Annotated in this window: 16 protein-coding genes; all 16 read right to left on the bottom strand. The window is 46.9% G+C overall.

Going from position 1 to position 18,999, the window contains the following annotated elements:
• Positions 1–6: 6 nt before the first annotated feature.
• Positions 7–564 (bottom strand): GNAT family N-acetyltransferase, encoded by a 558-nt coding sequence (locus tag FHS68_RS15215; protein WP_167271594.1) that lies wholly within the window; start codon positions 562–564, stop codon positions 7–9.
• Positions 565–611: 47 nt separating this feature from the next.
• Entirely contained in the window at positions 612–3,239 is a 2,628-nt protein-coding gene (locus FHS68_RS15210) for a TonB-dependent receptor plug domain-containing protein (protein WP_167271592.1), read from the bottom strand.
• A gap of 4 nt (positions 3,240–3,243) precedes the next feature.
• The gene (locus FHS68_RS15205; protein ID WP_167271590.1) at positions 3,244–6,411 is read right to left on the bottom strand and encodes a WD40 repeat domain-containing protein; all 3,168 of its coding nucleotides are present in this window, start codon (positions 6,409–6,411) and stop codon (positions 3,244–3,246) included.
• A gap of 5 nt (positions 6,412–6,416) precedes the next feature.
• Positions 6,417–6,842, bottom strand: coding sequence for an ATP-binding protein (locus FHS68_RS15200; protein WP_167271588.1), 426 nt, complete (start codon positions 6,840–6,842; stop codon positions 6,417–6,419).
• 11 nt (positions 6,843–6,853) lie between these two features.
• Entirely contained in the window at positions 6,854–7,174 is a 321-nt protein-coding gene (locus tag FHS68_RS15195; RefSeq protein ID WP_167271587.1) for an anti-sigma factor antagonist, read from the bottom strand.
• Positions 7,175–7,440: 266 nt separating this feature from the next.
• Positions 7,441–9,561: a glycogen debranching protein GlgX gene (glgX, locus tag FHS68_RS15190; RefSeq protein WP_167271585.1), complete on the bottom strand. Its 2,121-nt coding sequence runs from the start codon at positions 9,559–9,561 to the stop codon at positions 7,441–7,443.
• A gap of 3 nt (positions 9,562–9,564) precedes the next feature.
• Positions 9,565–9,903 (bottom strand): STAS domain-containing protein, encoded by a 339-nt coding sequence (locus tag FHS68_RS15185; protein WP_167271584.1) that lies wholly within the window; start codon positions 9,901–9,903, stop codon positions 9,565–9,567.
• Positions 9,904–9,946: 43 nt separating this feature from the next.
• Positions 9,947–11,773, bottom strand: coding sequence for an AGE family epimerase/isomerase (locus FHS68_RS15180; RefSeq protein WP_167271582.1), 1,827 nt, complete (start codon positions 11,771–11,773; stop codon positions 9,947–9,949).
• A 157-nt stretch (positions 11,774–11,930) separates the two neighbouring features.
• Entirely contained in the window at positions 11,931–12,356 is a 426-nt protein-coding gene (locus FHS68_RS15175; RefSeq protein WP_167271580.1) for a VOC family protein, read from the bottom strand.
• A 1-nt stretch (position 12,357) separates the two neighbouring features.
• A complete protein-coding gene (locus tag FHS68_RS15170) occupies positions 12,358–12,933 on the bottom strand; it encodes a DJ-1/PfpI family protein (protein ID WP_167271578.1) in 576 nt (191 codons plus the stop codon).
• Between the two features lie 26 nt (positions 12,934–12,959).
• Positions 12,960–13,352 (bottom strand): nuclear transport factor 2 family protein, encoded by a 393-nt coding sequence (locus FHS68_RS15165; protein WP_167271576.1) that lies wholly within the window; start codon positions 13,350–13,352, stop codon positions 12,960–12,962.
• 30 nt (positions 13,353–13,382) lie between these two features.
• A complete protein-coding gene (locus FHS68_RS15160; RefSeq protein ID WP_167271574.1) occupies positions 13,383–13,808 on the bottom strand; it encodes a hypothetical protein in 426 nt (141 codons plus the stop codon).
• A 33-nt stretch (positions 13,809–13,841) separates the two neighbouring features.
• Positions 13,842–15,398, bottom strand: a complete 1,557-nt coding sequence (locus FHS68_RS15155; protein ID WP_167271573.1) for a GMC family oxidoreductase — start codon at positions 15,396–15,398, stop codon at positions 13,842–13,844.
• Between the two features lie 26 nt (positions 15,399–15,424).
• A complete protein-coding gene (locus FHS68_RS15150) occupies positions 15,425–17,161 on the bottom strand; it encodes a thiamine pyrophosphate-binding protein (protein ID WP_208408324.1) in 1,737 nt (578 codons plus the stop codon).
• Positions 17,124–17,951 (bottom strand): type 1 glutamine amidotransferase domain-containing protein, encoded by an 828-nt coding sequence (locus FHS68_RS15145; protein ID WP_167271570.1) that lies wholly within the window; start codon positions 17,949–17,951, stop codon positions 17,124–17,126. Before FHS68_RS15145 ends, FHS68_RS15150 begins: the two co-directional genes overlap by 38 nt.
• Positions 17,952–18,018: 67 nt before the next feature.
• Positions 18,019–18,882: an ester cyclase gene (locus FHS68_RS15140; protein WP_167271569.1), complete on the bottom strand. Its 864-nt coding sequence runs from the start codon at positions 18,880–18,882 to the stop codon at positions 18,019–18,021.
• Positions 18,883–18,999 lie beyond the last annotated feature (117 nt).

The raw sequence follows: 18,999 nt of genomic DNA, 5'->3' as shown, positions 1-18,999 counted from the left end.
ACTTTCTCAATCTTGTTTTCCCAGTTCTTTAATCATAAAATAAATCTGACGCTCCGGCATCTGAAACAACGGCCTGATCTTGCCGAGATAAATAAAACCGAGATCTTCTAATGGTTTGATCCTGGATTCCACAGGTTGTGCGATGATCATTTTAATACCCTGTTCTGCTGCGAAATTGATCCTTGCCTCATCCAGTAATGCTGAAAATCCATTTCCACGATATTGCGGCGCCACCACAAGTCTGTTCAATGACGCATATGGGCCTTTGCAAAATCCGTCCAGCAGCGATGCGTCAAACAGATCGGCATGGGGAACGGAGCTGTATTCCTTGTGGAAACTCAGTCTCGCGGCTGCGACTATTTCTTTGTTATGAATGATTACCCAATGGTGCGCGCGCAGGTCATCCTCGTCCAGCCAGGCTTTATGGGAAAAAAAATCCGGGCTGATTCCCTGCTCTTCTTTCCAGGCTAATACCCGAAGCGCCCCCATTTCGTCCAGCCGTTCGGGATAGTCCAGCTTCACCAGCAGAAATTCTGCATCCCTGATTTCAAACCTTGTTTCCATGAAGCGAGGAGTATTTAATTTCACTGTATTCATATTCAATGTCATCCTTATTTCCGGTTTGTATCGATGAGCAATCCTATGGAAAAAACCCTTCTCTCCTGCGGATATCTTGAAGCGGAAGTGACTCCCTCCGCCGCACGGATCCCGGGAACAAAATACTCTTTATTCAGAATGTTGGACACCTGGAATTGCAGGCTCACCAAATTCAATAGGTTATGATAAGTTATCGCAGAGTTCAGCAGGTAAATGGAAGCAAAATGGGTGATGGGATTGCTGCTGCCGGATGTTCCAACACCCGATTTCCGGTCGCTGATATAGTTATTGGTAATGCTGACACTAAGATTTTTAACAGGCTCATACACGGCGCCCAGGTTGGCCGACCATGGTGCAATGTCACTGACCGGCACTTTCTGTCCTTCCACCTTGCTCAGATCCCTTGGGTTACTATAAGTGAAATTTCCCCAAATATTTAGGTTTTTAATGTCGTAGCGCGCCTCCGACTGCAATCCGATGATCCGCTGCTTGCCCAAAGCCTGAAACTGGTTAGTAGGCACTCCGGCTGGGGTTACCGCGGAGGCCAAACCAACTGCATTGCTATAATTGGCGATATAGCCCGCGACATTCAGCGACAATGCTTTGCTAAACCTCACCGAAATGCTGCCTTCCAGGTTCTTTACGCGTTCGGGCTGCAATGTTGGATTGTTAAGAAGCCTTTCGCGGTTTGTTGCATATTTTTGGAGATAGGAAGCGTCCTTAAAAGCTTCGGTATAAATCCCTTTGAATACAAATTTCTGGATGGAATAAATCAGGCTAAGTCTTGGATTGAATACAAAACCATATCCTCCATTCGACCGTATCTGGTTGTGATCCAGCCTTGAAGCCAGTACCATTTTCAATCTCTCGGTCCAGTTGTAAGTCCCCTGACTGAAAATACCAATGTCGAAAACCCTGAAATTGTCCCCACCCGCCAAAGTTGAATCAGGACGTCCGAACTCATCGGCTCCCTGGACTGAAGAGGTGATATAATTGGCCTGGATGATACTGTTACGGATTTCCAGACCGCTGTTAATGTCCAATTTTGGTAAAGGCGTCCATAAAACCCGGAATTCGTTACGAAGTTGGTTCGAAACACGATACCAGTAAGGCACGGAAAGCGTCGGTTTGCGTTGATTGAGCAAATCGATCACGCCATAACTTCCATTGAAATATGCCCTGTATGTTGGCAGATTGGTTGCTCCATTCAGTTCATGCAAACGGTAGGATGTAAGGTTCAAAATCTGGACTTTTTCCGAAATGAATTTATTGTAGGTCAATGAAAAAGCCTTATTGTTAGCAACCCACCGTGAAAGCTCCGGCGTGACGATCCGCGATCTGTTGGTATACCATGGTGTGGCGCCCTCATCTGTTTTCCAGCTCATCAGCGAGATCATAAAGTCTTTGAATTCGACTTTTGCGCGGATGAAAAAATTTCTTGAATCATCATTATACCCCACCTGATCACCATTGACATTGGCCTGAAAAAGGTTTGCATTGTCCAGTTCTGCCGCTCTTGCTTTACCTGCATCGGTCAGGCTCAGTTTATTAGCTGCCCCATTCGCGTCATAGCCGATCTGATAGAGATCACTGTTTGGAAAAAGGGTCGTGAGCTTGTTGTTGGTAATGTAAGTTTGCGCCGCAGCGCCGTTGATATTTTGCTGGGTCGGATAATTTGCAATCGTCCGCGGGTCGTAGTTCCATTCCGGGTAATGGCTGTTATTCATTTCATTGGAAGAAAAATAACGGGAAGTGATAGATACTGCAATGTCTTTGGTACGGGCCGTAATCACCCCGTCGATCAGCTTGGTATTCAGGGACCCGTAACGCAGCTGGCCTGTTCCGGAAAAATCGACCTTCTTTCCTTCCGGCATTTCTCTTTCAAGAAACCTTTTGGTAATGAGGTTAATAACACCCATAAATGCATTGGCGCCATACATGGTCGAGGCTGGCCCGTAGATTACTTCCACCCTTTCAATGTCCGACAATGCATACTGTCGCGAAATCGGAATATTGTCGGAGTTGAGGTCGTTTTCTTCCACCCCGTCCACAAGTAGGATCGTCCGGTCATTGGAAGTGGAGCGGTAGCCGCGTTGATAAAAGGTTACATAGGAGGGCCCGTTCCCGCGGATCACATCAAATCCGGGAATATCATTCAGCATTTGGGTCAAATCCTTATAACCTCTTTTCACAATATCAGAATGGCTCAAAACCGTCACGGTAGCGGGAACTTGCAACAGGTTTTCGGCCTTTTTGGAAACTGAGGTGATCTGAACGATCCGGTCCATCAGGTCTTTTTGCTGGGCTACCAAGTCTTTAAATTGAGCCAATGCCGAAAATTCAGGTTCGTAGTTCTGGTTTGCTACCAACAAGCTTCTGACCGCCGCAGCTGCCTGGGGAAGTGAATCCATGGCCAGGTAGGTCAAAGCAATAATCTTATAGCCTTGAACCTGTGCTGTGGGTGAAAATTTGGTTTTCAGGCATGGATGTAATATTTGAAATACCTCATCGAAATTACCAGTACGGTACTTTCTGTCTGCTTCCGGCACGATCACTGAGGCATCGCAATCGTCCTGCGCGAAAGCCTGCTGGCCAGTTATGGCAAGCATTGTTATCAAAATAATGAGTACAGATTTTTTCATATGCTTATCTAATATTTCGGGACAATTTTTCATAGGGAATATCCTTTCCAATGTATTGGTCCCACTCCTCTTCCGTAAGTTCTCGTTTTGCTTTTTTGGAAACCTCAGAAAAAAGTTCCGAAGAGTTAATATCCCAGATCCTCACCGTTTTGTCCGCTCCGGTTGCAAGCAATTTATTCCCGTCGTGTGTAAACCTGATGTCCATAACCCAGTAATCAAAATCGCTGAGGACTACCGGCTGTTGTTTTGAAATATCTTCCCGCGTGCTCCAAACCCTGATCTTCCAGTCATAGCAGGCTGTTGCGATCCGGCTACCATCCGGCGTAAATGCAATTTTGGTTATGCCCGAAGTATGCGTTCCCTGGGTGCCGTTCAGGGAATTCATAACCGGCTGATCATTCACCATTCGAACGGAATAGAGCATTCCCGAACTGGTTCCGAAATACAGATGCTTCTCGTCCGGTGTCATAGCAAGGGACGATAATCTGCCTCTAAGGTTATTAAAGTTAAATTCCGTCGGTTTCGCCTCAGGTTTTTCAAGGTCGACCCGCACTATCTTTCCCGTACCCGTCCCCAAAAACATATAATGACTTTCCGGCATCATTTCGACACATGCTATCTCGGCCCCCAGGTTGATGTTTTTGATCACTTCCAGCTTTTTGTCGCTGATATCCCAAATCCTGAACTGACCCGTGGAACTGACCGAAACAAGCCTAGGCTTTTTATCGATGAGCCGAACGGCCATTGAAAAGACAATCCCATCGTGCCCTACCAAGGTCTTCGTCGGCAAGCTGCCAGGTGCAAAGTTGTCCCACCGCACAATCTGCCCATTGGAAGAGCCTGTAAACACAGCCTTTCCGTCCGGCATAAACGCCATTGAACGGATACTTTTGAACGTCTGCTTCGGATTACGAAAAACAATGGGTTTGGTCGTGGGGGTACGGTAGTTCCATAAACTTATGATTCCATCATCGCCGGCAGTGGCAAACAGCGAATTCCCAGCCTGTGATTCGGCTACCACTCGTACTATATCATTATGTGCAATCAGCGTCGCCTTCGCACCTGCTGCTTTGGAAAGTGCATTAAAAATGTCAGGATTCTCACGTTCTCCCCCGTTTTTAACATTAAAATCGTAGGCTTTCAATGCCAGTAACGCTCCAAGTTCATCTCCTGCCGTCATTTGATAAGATTGAATAGCAATAAAACGTGCTACGGCTTTTGAACGCTGTTTCAAGGCATCATTCCGCGAACCCTCCGCCTCTTTCTGCGCCGATTGCGCATATACTTTTTGCCGGTCCGACTCCTTCTGAGCACTTACTGCATACTCTTTTTGAACCTCTGTTTCCTTCTGCGATTGCACAGCTGCCCTCCTGGCATTATCTGCCTGCACTCTCTGTTCCTCTGCTACTTCGCGGGCTAATTTTGCCGCAATGCTTTCATTTACAGCCTTTTCCTGTTCCCTTACTGCAATACTTCTTTGCTCTTCCGTCAAAGTTTTCTGCAATTCGGCAAAGGTACCTTGCTGCTCCGCAATTTTCTTTTGAGAAATGGCTTCACGGGTCTGATCTTCTGCCCTTTTCCTTTCTTCCAGGGCAAGGCTTTCTTTTTCAAGGGCCGTTTTTTCACTTTGCTGCGCCTGGGTCCTCAGTACCAGCGCGACAATTAGGAATAATAGTGAAACCAGTGAACTGATACCGAGAACCGAAGCAAAGATCCGGGCCTTGCGGAGTTCTCTCTTCTGACGGTCTTCTTTTTGCCTTACTTCTAGTTCATATTGCTTTTTACTATATTCCAGGAAATTGGTGGCCCGCTCAAAAAATGGATCATAACGTTGCGCCCATTCCAATGTCGGCTCACTTTCTTTCAGCCATTTCAACCCCATTTGCAATTCGGGGTTAATCCACAAACCGGTGCGGCCTTCCTGATAAAGCATTGCTGAATAACTCAGCTGCTTATATAATTTGGCCGATTCCAGTTCCTCTTCAATCCACTTCCGGCAGCGGTCCCAGAATGTAAGTACTTTTTCAACCGAGACATCAATAATCGAATCATGGTCGATTTTGGTGCCTGGCTTTGGGGTCAGAATAGATACGCCATTTTCCCTGAAAACCATGATCACGTCAATGAGCAGGTAATCTGGAATGCCGGTAATCTGGATGATTTCGCGAAGGATTGTGGGATGTAATGATGAAGTATCACTTGGCCCCAGAACGATCAGGGATTTAAAGAGCTTTGCGGCTGCATTTCGCCTTTTCTCATCCAGTCGCTGCGTGTAAATCTCTTCCGCGTGCTGGGTGATGGAAGTCTGCATTGTTCCAATCGCCTCATAATCAGCACGGGAAACAGGAGATGAGAAGGGTTTTGTCGACCGCCACCTGTCCCAGGTACGCATCAGCGCATGCTGTAAAATCGGGAGAAAATCAGGATTATCGGAAAGTTCTTTGAGCAATCCGGTAACCAATTCGGGTTCGATCGCAGCGCCGGAAGATTCAACAGGGCCCACAATAACCTGCCTCACCTCGTCCGTATTCATCTTGGGCAAGAGGTAATATCCTCTGTTAATCACCTCGGTAAGCCCATTGAATTCAGTACAATGGTCGAGATAATCCGATCGCATGGTGATTACCGCATGGATTGGAAACTCACGCTGATTAACCAGCGTCAACAGAAGGTTCACAAACGCCTGTGTCCGATTTCTACTCGAAGGATCATCAGCAAGCTCGTACCTGAAAAGCTCCTCGAACTGATCTATGACGAGCAGGACTTTTCGCTCACGAACAGCAGAAAGCAATGCGACGGCAGCTTTCGGGTCCTTATAAAGCTCGCCTTCCACCGTCGTCGGATCACGGTTTTCCCAAACTGGATCGTCGTGTCGCAGCACCGATTTTAATGCCGTCACAAAATTTCGGACCGGATTTCCACCCGGCCTGAATATCACCACCTCCCAGCGGTTACCCCCTTCGCTTTGTTCCAGGGATGGAATAAGACCCGCTTTGATCAGCGAAGACTTACCACTTCCCGACGAACCGATCAAGGCCAGGAACCGTCCTTCCAGTAATTTGTTTTTCAGCTCCCGGATGTGTGAATCTCTTCCGAAAAACAAAGAATGATCTTCGTATTCGTAGCTTCGGAGGCCGGGAAATGGATTGGACAGCGTAGAAGTATCAATCATACTTTTCAGGTCGCAGCAATTTTCATCACAAACTTATTACGGTTCTTCCCTTCAGAATATTGGTAAGAGAATTCATCTACTCCATTGATAGTCAGGAAAATACCTAACCCCCCAATCTCCCGGTCTTCGAGCGACTTGGAGAAATAATCGGAATCAGGCAGCTCCTTGCCCAGCGGATCGAACTTGGCACCCTCATCTACCAGAATTACAACAAGCTCCTGACCGGTGATTTCGCTCAAGACAACCACTTCAGCCTCCATACCAGCAGCCTGATAGCCATATAAAATGATATTGGTCGCAATTTCATCAATAGCCAGTTTGAGGTTGTAAGTTGGTTTTTTAGCCAGCCCTGCCTGCTGAGCGAGTTCACCAATGTATTCCCGAAGAGAATCCAAAGAATCAACAATCCCAGGAAAACTTTTCGATTCCATGATGACGGATGTTAAACAGGAAATTGATCAACAATGGTCACGCTGTGCTGGAGACCCGTTTTTTCAAGGGTATCTACAATCAGCTCCTGTGGTTTGACGATATAGATAGAAAGTTTAGGGCCAATTTTTTGTTTGGAGTAAATCAGAACCCTTAAACCCGCGGATGACATGAAGTTAAGTTCCTCCATATCAAGTACCAACGAATCAATTTCCTTACCGGCAATTTTTTCAATCTCCGTTTGAAAGACCCTCGCCGACAACGAATCCAATTCGCCATGCAACGTCAGCTTCGCAACCTTATCCTCAACTACTGATTCTATTTGAAATGCCATGATTTTGATGTTTTTGAATTTTTTTGAATTTTTTTATAGTTGGCCGTAGTCTGTGACCGCCCGGCGGCCCGATAAGGCCTTGCGTCATTCGGTCTCCAGACCGGTATCATACTGCTTGTTTCCGGTCCGGAGACCGGTGTCCGCAAAAGCGTAGTTGAAAAACTACGCTTAACCCTTCCTTTTCTCCTTTAACCTTTTCACCCTTAACCTCTTCACCTCTTGACCTTTCTCCCCTTCCAACCGTCCTCCCTTTCCTCCCCCTATTGTCATTTCCCAATCAAAATCACCGTCGCCCTACCTCCAACCAAAAACCTTCCCTGGTCATCCATACGCGGCTCGTTTCCGATTGCGTAGATGTCTTCGCCGGAAGGCATATCTGTGTTTACGGCCAGGTGCCAGCTTTGTCCATTGGGTAATGTGGGGAGTTCGTAAAACAGGGCATCATAATGGGAATTCAGTGCGATGTAAATTGAATCGTCTAGGATGGTACCGCTTTTGGCATGGGCTCCGTCGAGCATCACTGCCAGGCAACGGCTGGATGGGGCGAAGTCGGGTTGCCAGGCCTGTGTTCCATGGAAACTGATATCCGGATAACCGCTTCCGACGTAATCCCTGTGCTGAAAATGCGTCCTGCTTCTCAGTACCGGATGCGCACGTCGGAATTTGGTAATGTGCTTGGCGAAATTGTAGATGTCCGAATTTTTATCCAGAAGGCCCCAATCGACCCAGTTCAGCTCGTTGTCGTGGCAGTAGGTATTGTTGTTACCTGATTTCGTCACGCCCATTTCATCACCCGACAGGATCATTGGTACGCCCTGACTGACCATCAAAATAGCCAATGCATTCTTTACCTGCTTGTGACGGAGTTGATTAATGAACGGATCATCTGTTTCACCTTCCACGCCACAATTCCATGAATGATTATCATTACCGCCATCATTATTATTTTCTCCGTTCGCTTCGTTGTGCTTTTCATTGTAAGCAAAGAGGTCATAAAGCGTGAAACCGTCGTGACAGGAAATAAAATTGATACTGGCAGTTGGTCCGCGGTAATGGTACAGATCCGGCCAACCTTGAATGCATTGGGCGATTTCGCCTACCAAACCTTGGTCCCCTTTTAAGAATTTGCGCGTGGCATCACGGTATTTCCCGTTCCATTCGGCCCAGCGACCATAAGCGGGAAAAGAGCCTACCTGATACAGTCCACCAGCATCCCAGGCCTCGGCAACGAGCTTGCATTTCGCGAGGATCGGGTCGTAGGCAAGTGATTCAAGCAATGGCGGGTTACTGAGCGGCGCACCGTTTTGGTCTCGTCCGAGAATTGCCGCAAGGTCAAAACGGAAGCCGTCGATGTGGTAATCGGCCGCCCAGTAGCGCAGACAGTCCAGCACCATGTTTCGCACCACCGGGTTGTTACAGTTCAATGTATTTCCAGTCCCGGAAAAGTTAAAGTAATAACCTTCCGGCGTCAGCATATAATAGGTTTTGTTGTCAATTCCCCTGAAAGAAATGGTATGTCCGCGGTGGTCGCCTTCTGCAGTGTGATTGAAAACCACGTCCAGCATTACTTCGATACCGTTTTTATGCAATTCCTTGATCAGCGTTTTCAGCTCGTCCACCTGCATTCCAAACTTCCCCGTAGCGGCATAACCTGATTTAGGCGAAAAGAAATTGACTGTGTTGTATCCCCAGAAATTGACGATCAGACCACCAGTAACCGGATTTTCCTTGCTGTTTTCCCATTCATCAAATTCATAGATCGGCATCAGTTCCACGCAATTGACACCCAGGTCTTTCAGATATGCAATCTTACTGCGGATCGCTGCGAACGTTCCAGGATTTTTGACATTTGAGGAAGGATGTTGTGTAAAACCCCGCACGTGCATTTCGTAGATCACCAGGTCTTCGATGGGTGTTTCCAGCGGGTGGTCATTTTCCCAGTCAAAATCCTCAAAAACAAGTCTGGAACGGTAGGGATAAATATTATCCCAATTGGGCTTTGCAAGCCAGCTATCGCGTCCGCCAATTGCTTTTGCATATGGGTCACTCAGGATAATGCTTTTGTCGAAACGATGGCCTTCTTCCGGTTTGAACGGCCCATCCATGCGGTAGCCGTATTCCAGCCTTTCATAATCGAGATCAAAAACGATCATGGAATACACATTGCCGGTCCGGAACTCCTCAGGGAAACGAATTTCTGCAAATGGTTCGGCTTCGCCTCTTTCAAACAGCACCAATGTGCAGTCAATGGCTTCGCTGGAATAAATGCTGAAATTGATCCCGTTTGGCACCATCGTCGCGCCGAAAGGCAACACATGGCCGCGTCTGAATTTTATCCCCTGTTGTTCGTGGGTAGGGTAATAGTCTATTCTGATATCTGTTGCCATGGGCTAATCCTGTTTAAGAATGACTATTGCTTCGTCCAGCTTTTCAACAATGGTAAAAAAGTTGATAAAACCGGTCGTGGACATTACATCCTGGATATCTTCCGACACCCCAACCAAAATCACTTTTCCGTTTTGCCCCTTGATGTTTCTGTAAACCATCAGCAATACACGCAACCCGGCACTCGACATAAACTCAACTTCCGTCAGATCTATGGCGATCTTATGGCTTTTTTCCGTAGCCGCCCTGGCATTTCTTTCGAATTCAGGCGCCGTTTTGCTGTCGATATCACCGGTTACCTCAACAACCGTCACTTCTTCGTGGTCCGTAATTGTTACTTTCATAGGTTTGAGCTTTTTTAGCTTTTAGCGGTTAGCTTCGTTACGGTCAGTTAGTTGCAGGGCTGATCAGGACTTTGACACGGATGCGTTCTTCTGTTTCCGGCAATTTCACGGTAAGTCCGTAGGCGTCGAAGTCAGTGTATGGCTGATCGTCTATCCAAACTTCGCTGATGAAAATGCTTCCTTGTGGAAGGATATCCGGAGAAACACGCAAAATGTTGTCTTTCCAGCCATTTGCATAAGGCTTGAAGTAGAAATAGGTAGGCTGTTTTGTGATCAATAAATTGATATAAACTGCCGACAAATAGCACAATTCGGTACTGTGATAAGCGCTCATGGAGTGGCTTCCTTTGAAACGCTCGGTACCTAGCAGGTACGGCATTCCATTGCCCAGCACATTGAAATAAACACCACCATCATCATTATCCAGGAAGAATGCATTGTAAAATGCAGCTGCTTCGCGGGCTTGTTTTTCATATTCTTTATCTCCCAAAACACCGTACATGATCAGGTAGGCAAGAATTGCCTGCTCCTGCTGCCACCAAGCCTTGCGGTCGTGCCATACAAATTGGTGCTTGTCCCCTGTTTTTTGTACGCGTTCTACCACATCATACCATCCGCCACGTTGCTGATCCGATCCCGCCGCTGGCATTAATTCGGCTATTTTCTTGGCAAATGCCAGGTATTCATCTTTCGGGGTCAATGATTGCTGACGGATCAGGTTCCAGGCGATTTTTAGGTTGTGGCCTACTACCGCACGGTTTTGCTGCCATCCCCAGGTTTGGTCTTTACTCCAATCTTCAAAAAATTTCTCCTGAACAAACGGGCTGTTTTCGTAATCCGGGAAATATTTGGTAATCGTATCAAAGGTATATTCCAGGAAATCAGCATGTTTCTGCTCGCCACTCGCCAGATATAAGTTGATCAGGTAAGCAGGCGCGTGGTCACCCACAGAGTTCCAGTTTTTACGCGCCTTATTATGTGCCAGCGATTCCTCGTGCGCATCCAATGTGATCGGGTGCAAGTGGGAATAATAACCGATTCCATTTGGGTCTTTGAAATATTTTTCAAAAAGATCAATGGTTTTATCAATGTCGTCGCGTATGCGTTGGTCACCTGTGATACGGTACGTTTGGGTAGGTCCGGCCAACGCGTAGATCTGCTCGTACATAGGAAGCGAATCCAGGTCGTCACCAAATTCCGAAGTCAGCAATTTGGTTTCTTTTTGTCCTTCCACCTTTAAGCCGTGGTACCAATAAACGAGGTCATCGTCCTGATCGTAGAAGCGCATGTGGTCCCGGAGGTATTCGGTTCCAAGCTCGGCGCCTTCCAGGAATTCGTCCTTCCCCGTTAAAAGGTAAGCCGATGCAAAACCGTAAACCATACGGGAAATGGTATCAGTTTCCTGCAGGTAATCCCCTTTTTTGGAGCCTCCCAAATGCAGCATGGTGCGGTAATTCTTATAGTTAATTTCTTCCTTTGGATAATCAAACTGCCATTTCAGATAGCTGGATGCAATGGAGCTGATTTGCGTGATCCACCAGTTTTGCTCTTCATGGCGGTACACTTTTGGTTCTTTACCCGGAAAAATTAACTGCTGTGCTTCAAAAGTAACCTCTTCAGCGCCAGCATTGGGATAAAATGTCCCGTAAGCATAAACGTACTGACCATTTGTCGCCAGGAAAGCACTTACATCGCCCGGATCCTGCCAGCCTTCGGTGAGGTTCTGCACGCTGCGGGCATAAGTAGACGCGATCAGGTTGATTTTGAAAGGTCTATTGTCGGAAGTTTCTAATGTAAACCAACGCTCCTGGGCATTATATCCTGTGATATAGCCAGCGATCGTATCGGAAAAAGTGAAATTTATATTCATGCTTTAATCGTTAAGGTGTTTTTTTTGTATACAATCATTTGATAGAAAGTTAGGAGCCTGTTGTCATGCTGAGCGCAGTCGAAGCACGCTTCTGGTTCGACATTGTCACTTTTGCATTGTGCTTCTTGCACTTCGACTGCCCGGCGGCCCGGTCCGCTCAGTGTGACAAACCATCCTGATCCTTGTACCCCTGCGTAATTTCAATGATATTCCCCTCCGGATCTTTCAGCCAGACGGTTTTCCAGCCTTGGATCACGTCATCGAAATGCAACGGGCCGAGGGTAATCACCGCGTCGTCGCCCATCGAGGCAATTTTTGCGTCAACGTCATCAACTGAAAAAGCAATATGGCGCAACCCCGGATAATGTGGGCCGTCCGCTTCCGACATCGGATATGGACGTTCTTCCTCCGGCGGAAATACTTCGAAATAGAAATTGTTGCCGTTTTTCAGGAAAACAAGCTCTGCGTCGTCTCCAAGACTAATTGTCCTGGCCCTTTGGAAACCAAAATGCCTGGAATAAAAAGACTCAAACTCTGCAAGATTTTTGACTGTAAGTGCCAGATGAAAGAATGTCGTTTCCATATCAGTTCTGGTTAGCAGCAAGGGTTTCAATAATTTTTTTGGCAAACAAATGCGCATGTCCTCCCGATCTGCCCGTGATCAGGTCGCCATCTACAACCACATCCTCATTGGTATAAATTGCTCCATAGGCCTTTGCGTCTCCGATCAGGTTGTTATGACAAACCAATTTTCTACCTCTAACCAATTCAGTAGCAGGTGCTACCAGCCACAAACCATGGCAAATGATGCCTTTCAAAATTCCGGGTTCTGCAAAAACACGTTTCAGAAACGTTGTAGCAGGCGGGATTTTTTCGACATCCTCGGTATAGCGTAGCCGGTCCGAAACCATGCCGGATGGAACGATCATGGCATCATAAGTCCGCAATTCTTCATCGCTCATGTTTTCGAAAGTTTCCCAGCAATCCATCGGCGCGCGGTATTCGTGACCCAGAAATGTGAGCTTATCCTGGCCCCAAAGCCTGCTCAGGAAGTGAATTTCTGCCCCTTCTTCGGGGAAGCGGAATTTGTAATAGAAGATCTCATTTTCAAAATAGTCGGCTTCCAAAAGTACACCGATCTTTTTTCCTGACAGTTTCATGGTATTGGAGGTTAGGAATGAAAAATTTAGGCCAAAGTCCCGTCGGGATGTTGTACCATTCCTGCAAAATGAATGGCAATCCGGCCGTTTTCCAGGACCCAGCTGTCGGCAAAGCGCATTTCACTTTGCTCACCTCCTACCGTCATGGTAATCTGTTCGGTGATCATCAGCGTTTCGGGGTCTTCCGTTTCTGCCCAGAAAATAATTTCAGTTTCCAGGCCATCAATTCCCAAGATTCCCTGCATATGCTCGTTCACCTGGTCGCGTCCCTTATACACAACTGGTGATTTGGAAAAGCTGCTGATGAGCGTCGCATCGTCGGTATATTGGTCTAAAAGCGCATCGATATTCTTGTCCAGAATGTGCTGAATGTGCTCTTTGTACATCTTACCTAACTTGGTATCAGGTACGTTTTTCATAATCTTAGAGATAAGGAGGTTAAAGAATTGTTATAGTGTCGCCGAACCTTCGTGGTATTCCAATCCATCCACGATGTATTTGGTAATGACCACTTTACCTGCATCATTTAATTTCACTTCCCAGGTTTGGAAAGCATCGCATTTAATGCGTTTGCTGAATGGTTCGGGTGCATTCCACATGCTTGCTTCCCATTGCACCACCACTTTCACCACGGCTTTATCGCCATCGATTTCCGACTCGACGCTTTTCACGGTATGGACTTCGTCAAAAAAGATCCTGATCACCCTTTGAAACCAGCCTTCAAATCCGGCATAACCGTATATTGTTACCTCTGGAAATACCATTTCCAGTTCTGCATCGGCCAGCAGCGGCAAAACTTCAACCATCGGAACATGGACATCCAATTTTTTATACCAGTCTTCTGCCAGTCCTTTTATTGCTTCCTGCGTTAACATTGTGTTTGAGTTAAGGTTAATATTTTATTTAAATCAAAGTGCGACCGACCGGCTGGTATGAATATGGCTTTCTTCCAAAATTATATCGGCCGCTTTTTCTCCGATCATAAAACAGGCAGCAACTGTATTTCCGCTGGTAACTGTGGGCATTACCGATGCATCTGCTACTCTCAAATTCTGGATCCCGCGAACGCGTAACATTGGATCCACCACCGACATATCGTCCTGGCCCATTTTGCACGTTCCTGCCGGATGCCATATCGTGGTACATTGGCTGCGTATGAATCCCAGCAGATCTGCACCTTCACCAGGCACCATTTCGCCTCCATTTAGTTCCAGAAATTTATTGGTATTGGCCAGTTTCCGAACCAATGCAATGGCTTTTGAAAGTACTTCCACATCAGCTTCTTCATTCAGATAGTTGGGGTTAACCAATGGTGCATCCAGCGGATCTTTCGAACGCAGGGTCACTTCTCCCCTACTTTTTGGCTGAACCAAAATCGGCAGAAAAATACAAACCGGCCCCCCCAGATCAGGTAATATGGGTGCAAGCGGTTGTGGTAAGCTCGGTGTGAAGTTGATCTGCAAATCCACCAAGCCGCCTTCTCCTTTGGTACAAACAAAAAGTGCATTGCCCGTCAGCAGCGTCGTATTTGGCATTGCAATGTTCGACCTGAAAATCATAGGTAACTGCAAATGGTCCTGCAAATTTTTACCCACACCTGGTAAATCGGCATTAACCGGAATATTCAATATTTCCAGTTCACTGGCAGGCCCAATACCCGACAAAAGCAGCAATTTTGGTGATGCCAATGCACCGGATGAAACGATTACTTCCTTCTGGGCCAACGCATGCCAGGTACTTCCATCTGTATCAAATTCAATTCCAAATGCTTTTTTATTCTGGATTAAAACCCTTGAAACCTTTGCGTTAATAATGATTGTCAGGTTTGCGCGATCCCTGATCGGATCTAGAAATGCGGAAACACCATTATCGCGGCTATTGTCTTTATTAATGTGAAATTGAAGCAATCCAGCCCCGTTTTCTTGTCTTTCACCATTATAGTCCCAGTATGGTCCGTCATAGCCAAGTTCGGTCGCGCCTACCAGGAAATGTTCCGAGCGCATTACATTATCCGGACAATCTCGGATACTTAATTCTCCACCAGTCTCATGATAGGCAGATTCTCCATTTTCAAAATTTTCAGACTTTTTAAAATAAGGCAAAACATCATTATAAGACCATCCAGTGGCACCTGACGCTTCCCATTCATCAAAATTTCCTGGATTTCCGCGGACATACATCATGGCATTCAGGGAGGTACTGCCACCCATCACTTTGCCTTGATTGATCACAATTTGCCTTCCTCCCAATCCTTCCTGAGGGGTCGTTTCCAGTTTCCAATCCATGTCTGAACCCCAAAGGCTTACAAAACCGCCCGGATCCTTAATGGCGGGAACGTCATCATTTCCGCCAGCTTCGATGAGCAAAACACGGTTTTTTGAATCTGCACTCAGACGATTCGCCAATACACTGCCGGAAGCCCCGGCCCCAACAATGATGTAGTCATATATCTGATTATTTAACATTTCTTATTGCCGGGGTTTATTTACAGTCAATGCGAACAGTTCACTTTCACCCACTCCGACCGATGGTCGCCTTCCAGCACCAAATCGATTAAAAATGGTTTATCGTCAGCCAGCATTCTCTCGATCGCAGGCAAGATTTCTTCTTCTTTTTCTACCCGCACCGCGTCCATTCCCATGGATTGCGCCATGATGTCAAATCGGATAGCAGGATATGAAAGATCAAATGGCAATGGATACTCGTGGCTGGGCATTGCTCTTTCCTTCCAGTACTGGTCGATATTCAGTTGCAAAAGCTTATATGAACCGTTATTGCAAACGACAAACTTCGCACCCGTCTGGTGTCTTACCGCCGACCATAACGTTTGAATGGTATACATACTTCCGCCATCACCCGAGAATCCGATCACTGTTTTGTCGGGATGCGCTATTTTCGCGCCAATTGCTCCTGGAAATCCTACGCCCAATGAGCCTCCACGGGTCGTAAAATACTGCCCGGCAGCCTGCGGCGGAATGTATCTGCTCAAAGCAGGAGAACTGGTCAGCGCCTCATCGAAAATGATGGTTTGCTCCTGATTAACCTTCCCGGCCAATACGCTGCTGAATTGCGCCATGTTCAAAGGATTTTTCCCCTGATGCTTTTCATCGATTTCTTTCTCACGTCTGATCTTCGCAATTTTTGCGTTACCGATATCCTCTATACGCTGGATCACGATCGACATCTGTTCAGGCGAAATCATTGCTTCAATGGCTTCGGCAAGTTCAGCCAATGATAACTTGGGATCGCTGACAACACCCAGGTCTACCCGGTGGTTTTTTGCAATTTCGTATGCATTCAGATCATAATGGATCACTTTTGCGCCGGGCGCGTAAATGTCGTCCAGGTTTGGGAAAACCTCAGGTAGCATATAAGTCCCCACGATCAGGTTAACGTCGCCTTTGGAAGTGATCGGATGGCTGAACGAGCCGAACATATGACCGGTAGTTCCCTGGTAAAGCGGATGCGTATTGTCCATCACGACATCACCAAATTCCACGCCATACACTTCGGCACCTAATAATTCTGCTACTTTGGTCAATTCGTCAATTGCGCCGGAATAGGCAATGCCGTCGCCTACAAAAATCATTGGTTTCTCGGCACTCAGCAGCATTTCCGCCGACTGCCTGATCAGATCTGGCGCGGGCAAAACCCTGGTGGAAGGAATGCAGCTTGGGAATACCGGCTCGTCATTGATCTCGTCCAGGATATCCATGGGCAGGCAGACATAAACCGGACCCATAGGCGGTGTGGTCGCAATTTTCACTGCCCGACGCATTGTCCGCAGCAATGATTTGGAACTGGTCGCCATCGTCGAAAATTTGGTAACAGGCGCCATCATCGCTACCAGGTCGTTGGCCATCTGCGCATCCATGTTCATATACTGCACACCCGCATCCGACCCGATGACAACAAGCGGCGCATGTCCTCTTTTTGCCTGATACACAGCACCTACCGCATTACCAATGCCTGGAGAACTATGCAACTGCACGAGTGTTGGCTTCTGCGTTGCCCGTGCATAACCATCGCCCATCATTACGGCAATGGTTTCCTGTAAGCTCAGAATGTACTTCATTTCGGGATATTCGGCCAATGCGTCCAGGAATCCCTGTTCCACTGTGCCCGGATTCCCAAACATGAAGTCCATGCCATCGGCAAGAAATTGTTCGATAATCTTCTGGTTTCCGGTTTTACCAGCCATAACGTGTGAGGCCTTGGTCCAATACATTCACGAACTGCTCTCCAAATTCAAAGGAGCATTGCAATGAACGTGCTGTGATAAATGGGTAGTCAACAATCACTGAGGTTTCTTTTCCAAAATTTCCATGGAATTGTCCCTCAGGACCTACTGCGTCGGAAAGGATATATTCCAGGACATACGGTGGTGCGCCCATGTTCAGGTCGGTGTGCAGGAAGCCGGTACCGTCGTGGTAATCGTATTCAATGCAATGTCCTGTTACGTGTTTTCCTCTGATGATCGGTCTGCGTTCGTTGAAATCCCTGGCGAAAACCAGAGGAGCAACGCCATAGCAAATCCCGGCGACCGGCATATTCTTTTTGTAAAAACCTAAAATAAGATCGTGAACGCGCTGATTGTTAACCATATCGACGATCGGTCCGCTGCCACCTACCAGGAGAATAGCTGCATATTCTTCCGTTAATTTCTCCTGCGCAATTTTCAGGTCTGCGTAGTATTTTTCAAAAGCCCTTAAAAAATCGGGCGTAGAAAAGAATGGGCGCTCCGGAATGATTTCCGAAAGGTTCATCCGGGTTTCCAGACGATTTGATGCTTCAAAGGCAATCACTTTTTCAGCTGCCAGCGGTGTTGTCACGCACACGCCGAGGGGAGGGTCTACATAGGTTGTATCGTAACTAGGCGGCAATGCTTCCGCTTTTTTGCCTTTCGGCGTGATGAATTCGACGGTGTAACCGGCTTCTTCCAATTTTTCAAGCGGGCCTACCAGCTCAATGCCCCAATATCCATATTCTGATAAAACGGCGAGTACTTTTTTAGACATAAGATTTCAGGTTTCTTTCGGGATAAAAAGGATATGATAAAGAGGAGGATTTAATTTCTAAGAATGATCAGGCGGGAATTGCGCCCAGCTGTTTCATAAGGCCAAAGTCATTTTCGTTGACGTGGACGGAAGCGATCCTGCCATTTTTGATCGTGAAAATGTCAATGCCGTAATCTTTCACGTGGTTTCCAGTTGCAGCTACACCCAAAAATTCTCCAAGGTGTGTTCCTTCAATGTTCCAGCGCGCTGCTACCTTATTCGCCTCGGCAGTCTGACGCATTACGTTAAACTTGATGTCGGGAAAAGCGTTGCGGAGATAGGATACGAAACTTTTGAATGCGGGGTAACCTGCAATCGGTTCGGGTTGTGTGGGGATAATAAAGGCAAATCCAGGGTCGAGGATTTCTTCAATGACTTCCAATTTGCCCTGGCTCATGATTTCGTCAAAATAACGGGAGGCAAGCCGTTGGTTATGTTCAAGGTCCTGAACGTCGGAAGATGGCTCAGATGGCAATACGCCAAGTTGCAGTAACAGGCCCAAAGTATCTTCATGTCCGATCGACTCGACGATCTTTCCATTCTTGATGGTATGCCAGGTCATACCGTCGACTTCGAAAAACTTGCCGGATGCCTGAACGTTCCCTTTAACGGTTAATAGCGGACCGCCGGTATGCGTGCCGCCGCCCCTCCACCGGGTAATCACCCAATCACCGCCAGCCATCATTTCTTGTGGATTAATGTAAAAGTCAGGGAATGCACTGTGCACCATACGGATCAATCCTACAAAACCTTCGGGACCGTAAAATGGCTCAGGGTGGGTAGGCAATGTAAATACAAAGTCGTCTGAAAGGATCTCACGAGCAACCTGCTCATTCATTCCATTCATGATTTGATAAAAATACCTTCGGGAGAGTGCCTTATTTGCATTCATTTGAATGGATTTACTAATGGGAAGGATGGTTTAGTACTGATCGGATTCCGCCTTTTATGTCGTTTCCTTTTCAAATATCTCCACAAGCACGGCCCGGCCAATTCAAATCATTATTGA

This window comes from Dyadobacter arcticus (assembly GCF_011762185.1).
Taxonomy (GTDB): domain Bacteria; phylum Bacteroidota; class Bacteroidia; order Cytophagales; family Spirosomataceae; genus Dyadobacter; species Dyadobacter arcticus.
Note: the sequence above shows the minus strand (reverse complement) of the source record. Positions and strands in the feature narration are given on the sequence as shown.

What these genes read in the sequence shown, in the direction of transcription:
- FHS68_RS15145 (WP_167271570.1), bottom strand. Translation starts at nt 17,951, where the DNA reads ATGTCTAAAAAAGTACTCGCCGTTTTATCAGAATATGGATATTGGGGC.
- FHS68_RS15150 (WP_208408324.1), bottom strand. Translation starts at nt 17,161, where the DNA reads ATGTATTGGACCAAGGCCTCACACGTTATGGCTGGTAAAACCGGAAAC.
- FHS68_RS15210 (WP_167271592.1), bottom strand. Translation starts at nt 3,239, where the DNA reads ATGAAAAAATCTGTACTCATTATTTTGATAACAATGCTTGCCATAACT.
- FHS68_RS15160 (WP_167271574.1), bottom strand. Translation starts at nt 13,808, where the DNA reads ATGTTAACGCAGGAAGCAATAAAAGGACTGGCAGAAGACTGGTATAAA.
- FHS68_RS15140 (WP_167271569.1), bottom strand. Translation starts at nt 18,882, where the DNA reads ATGAATGCAAATAAGGCACTCTCCCGAAGGTATTTTTATCAAATCATG.
- FHS68_RS15200 (WP_167271588.1), bottom strand. Translation starts at nt 6,842, where the DNA reads ATGGAATCGAAAAGTTTTCCTGGGATTGTTGATTCTTTGGATTCTCTT.
- FHS68_RS15205 (WP_167271590.1), bottom strand. Translation starts at nt 6,411, where the DNA reads ATGATTGATACTTCTACGCTGTCCAATCCATTTCCCGGCCTCCGAAGC.
- FHS68_RS15185 (WP_167271584.1), bottom strand. Translation starts at nt 9,903, where the DNA reads ATGAAAGTAACAATTACGGACCACGAAGAAGTGACGGTTGTTGAGGTA.
- glgX (WP_167271585.1), bottom strand. Translation starts at nt 9,561, where the DNA reads ATGGCAACAGATATCAGAATAGACTATTACCCTACCCACGAACAACAG.
- FHS68_RS15170 (WP_167271578.1), bottom strand. Translation starts at nt 12,933, where the DNA reads ATGAAACTGTCAGGAAAAAAGATCGGTGTACTTTTGGAAGCCGACTAT.
- FHS68_RS15215 (WP_167271594.1), bottom strand. Translation starts at nt 564, where the DNA reads ATGGAAACAAGGTTTGAAATCAGGGATGCAGAATTTCTGCTGGTGAAG.
- FHS68_RS15175 (WP_167271580.1), bottom strand. Translation starts at nt 12,356, where the DNA reads ATGGAAACGACATTCTTTCATCTGGCACTTACAGTCAAAAATCTTGCA.
- FHS68_RS15195 (WP_167271587.1), bottom strand. Translation starts at nt 7,174, where the DNA reads ATGGCATTTCAAATAGAATCAGTAGTTGAGGATAAGGTTGCGAAGCTG.
- FHS68_RS15165 (WP_167271576.1), bottom strand. Translation starts at nt 13,352, where the DNA reads ATGAAAAACGTACCTGATACCAAGTTAGGTAAGATGTACAAAGAGCAC.
- FHS68_RS15180 (WP_167271582.1), bottom strand. Translation starts at nt 11,773, where the DNA reads ATGAATATAAATTTCACTTTTTCCGATACGATCGCTGGCTATATCACA.
- FHS68_RS15155 (WP_167271573.1), bottom strand. Translation starts at nt 15,398, where the DNA reads ATGTTAAATAATCAGATATATGACTACATCATTGTTGGGGCCGGGGCT.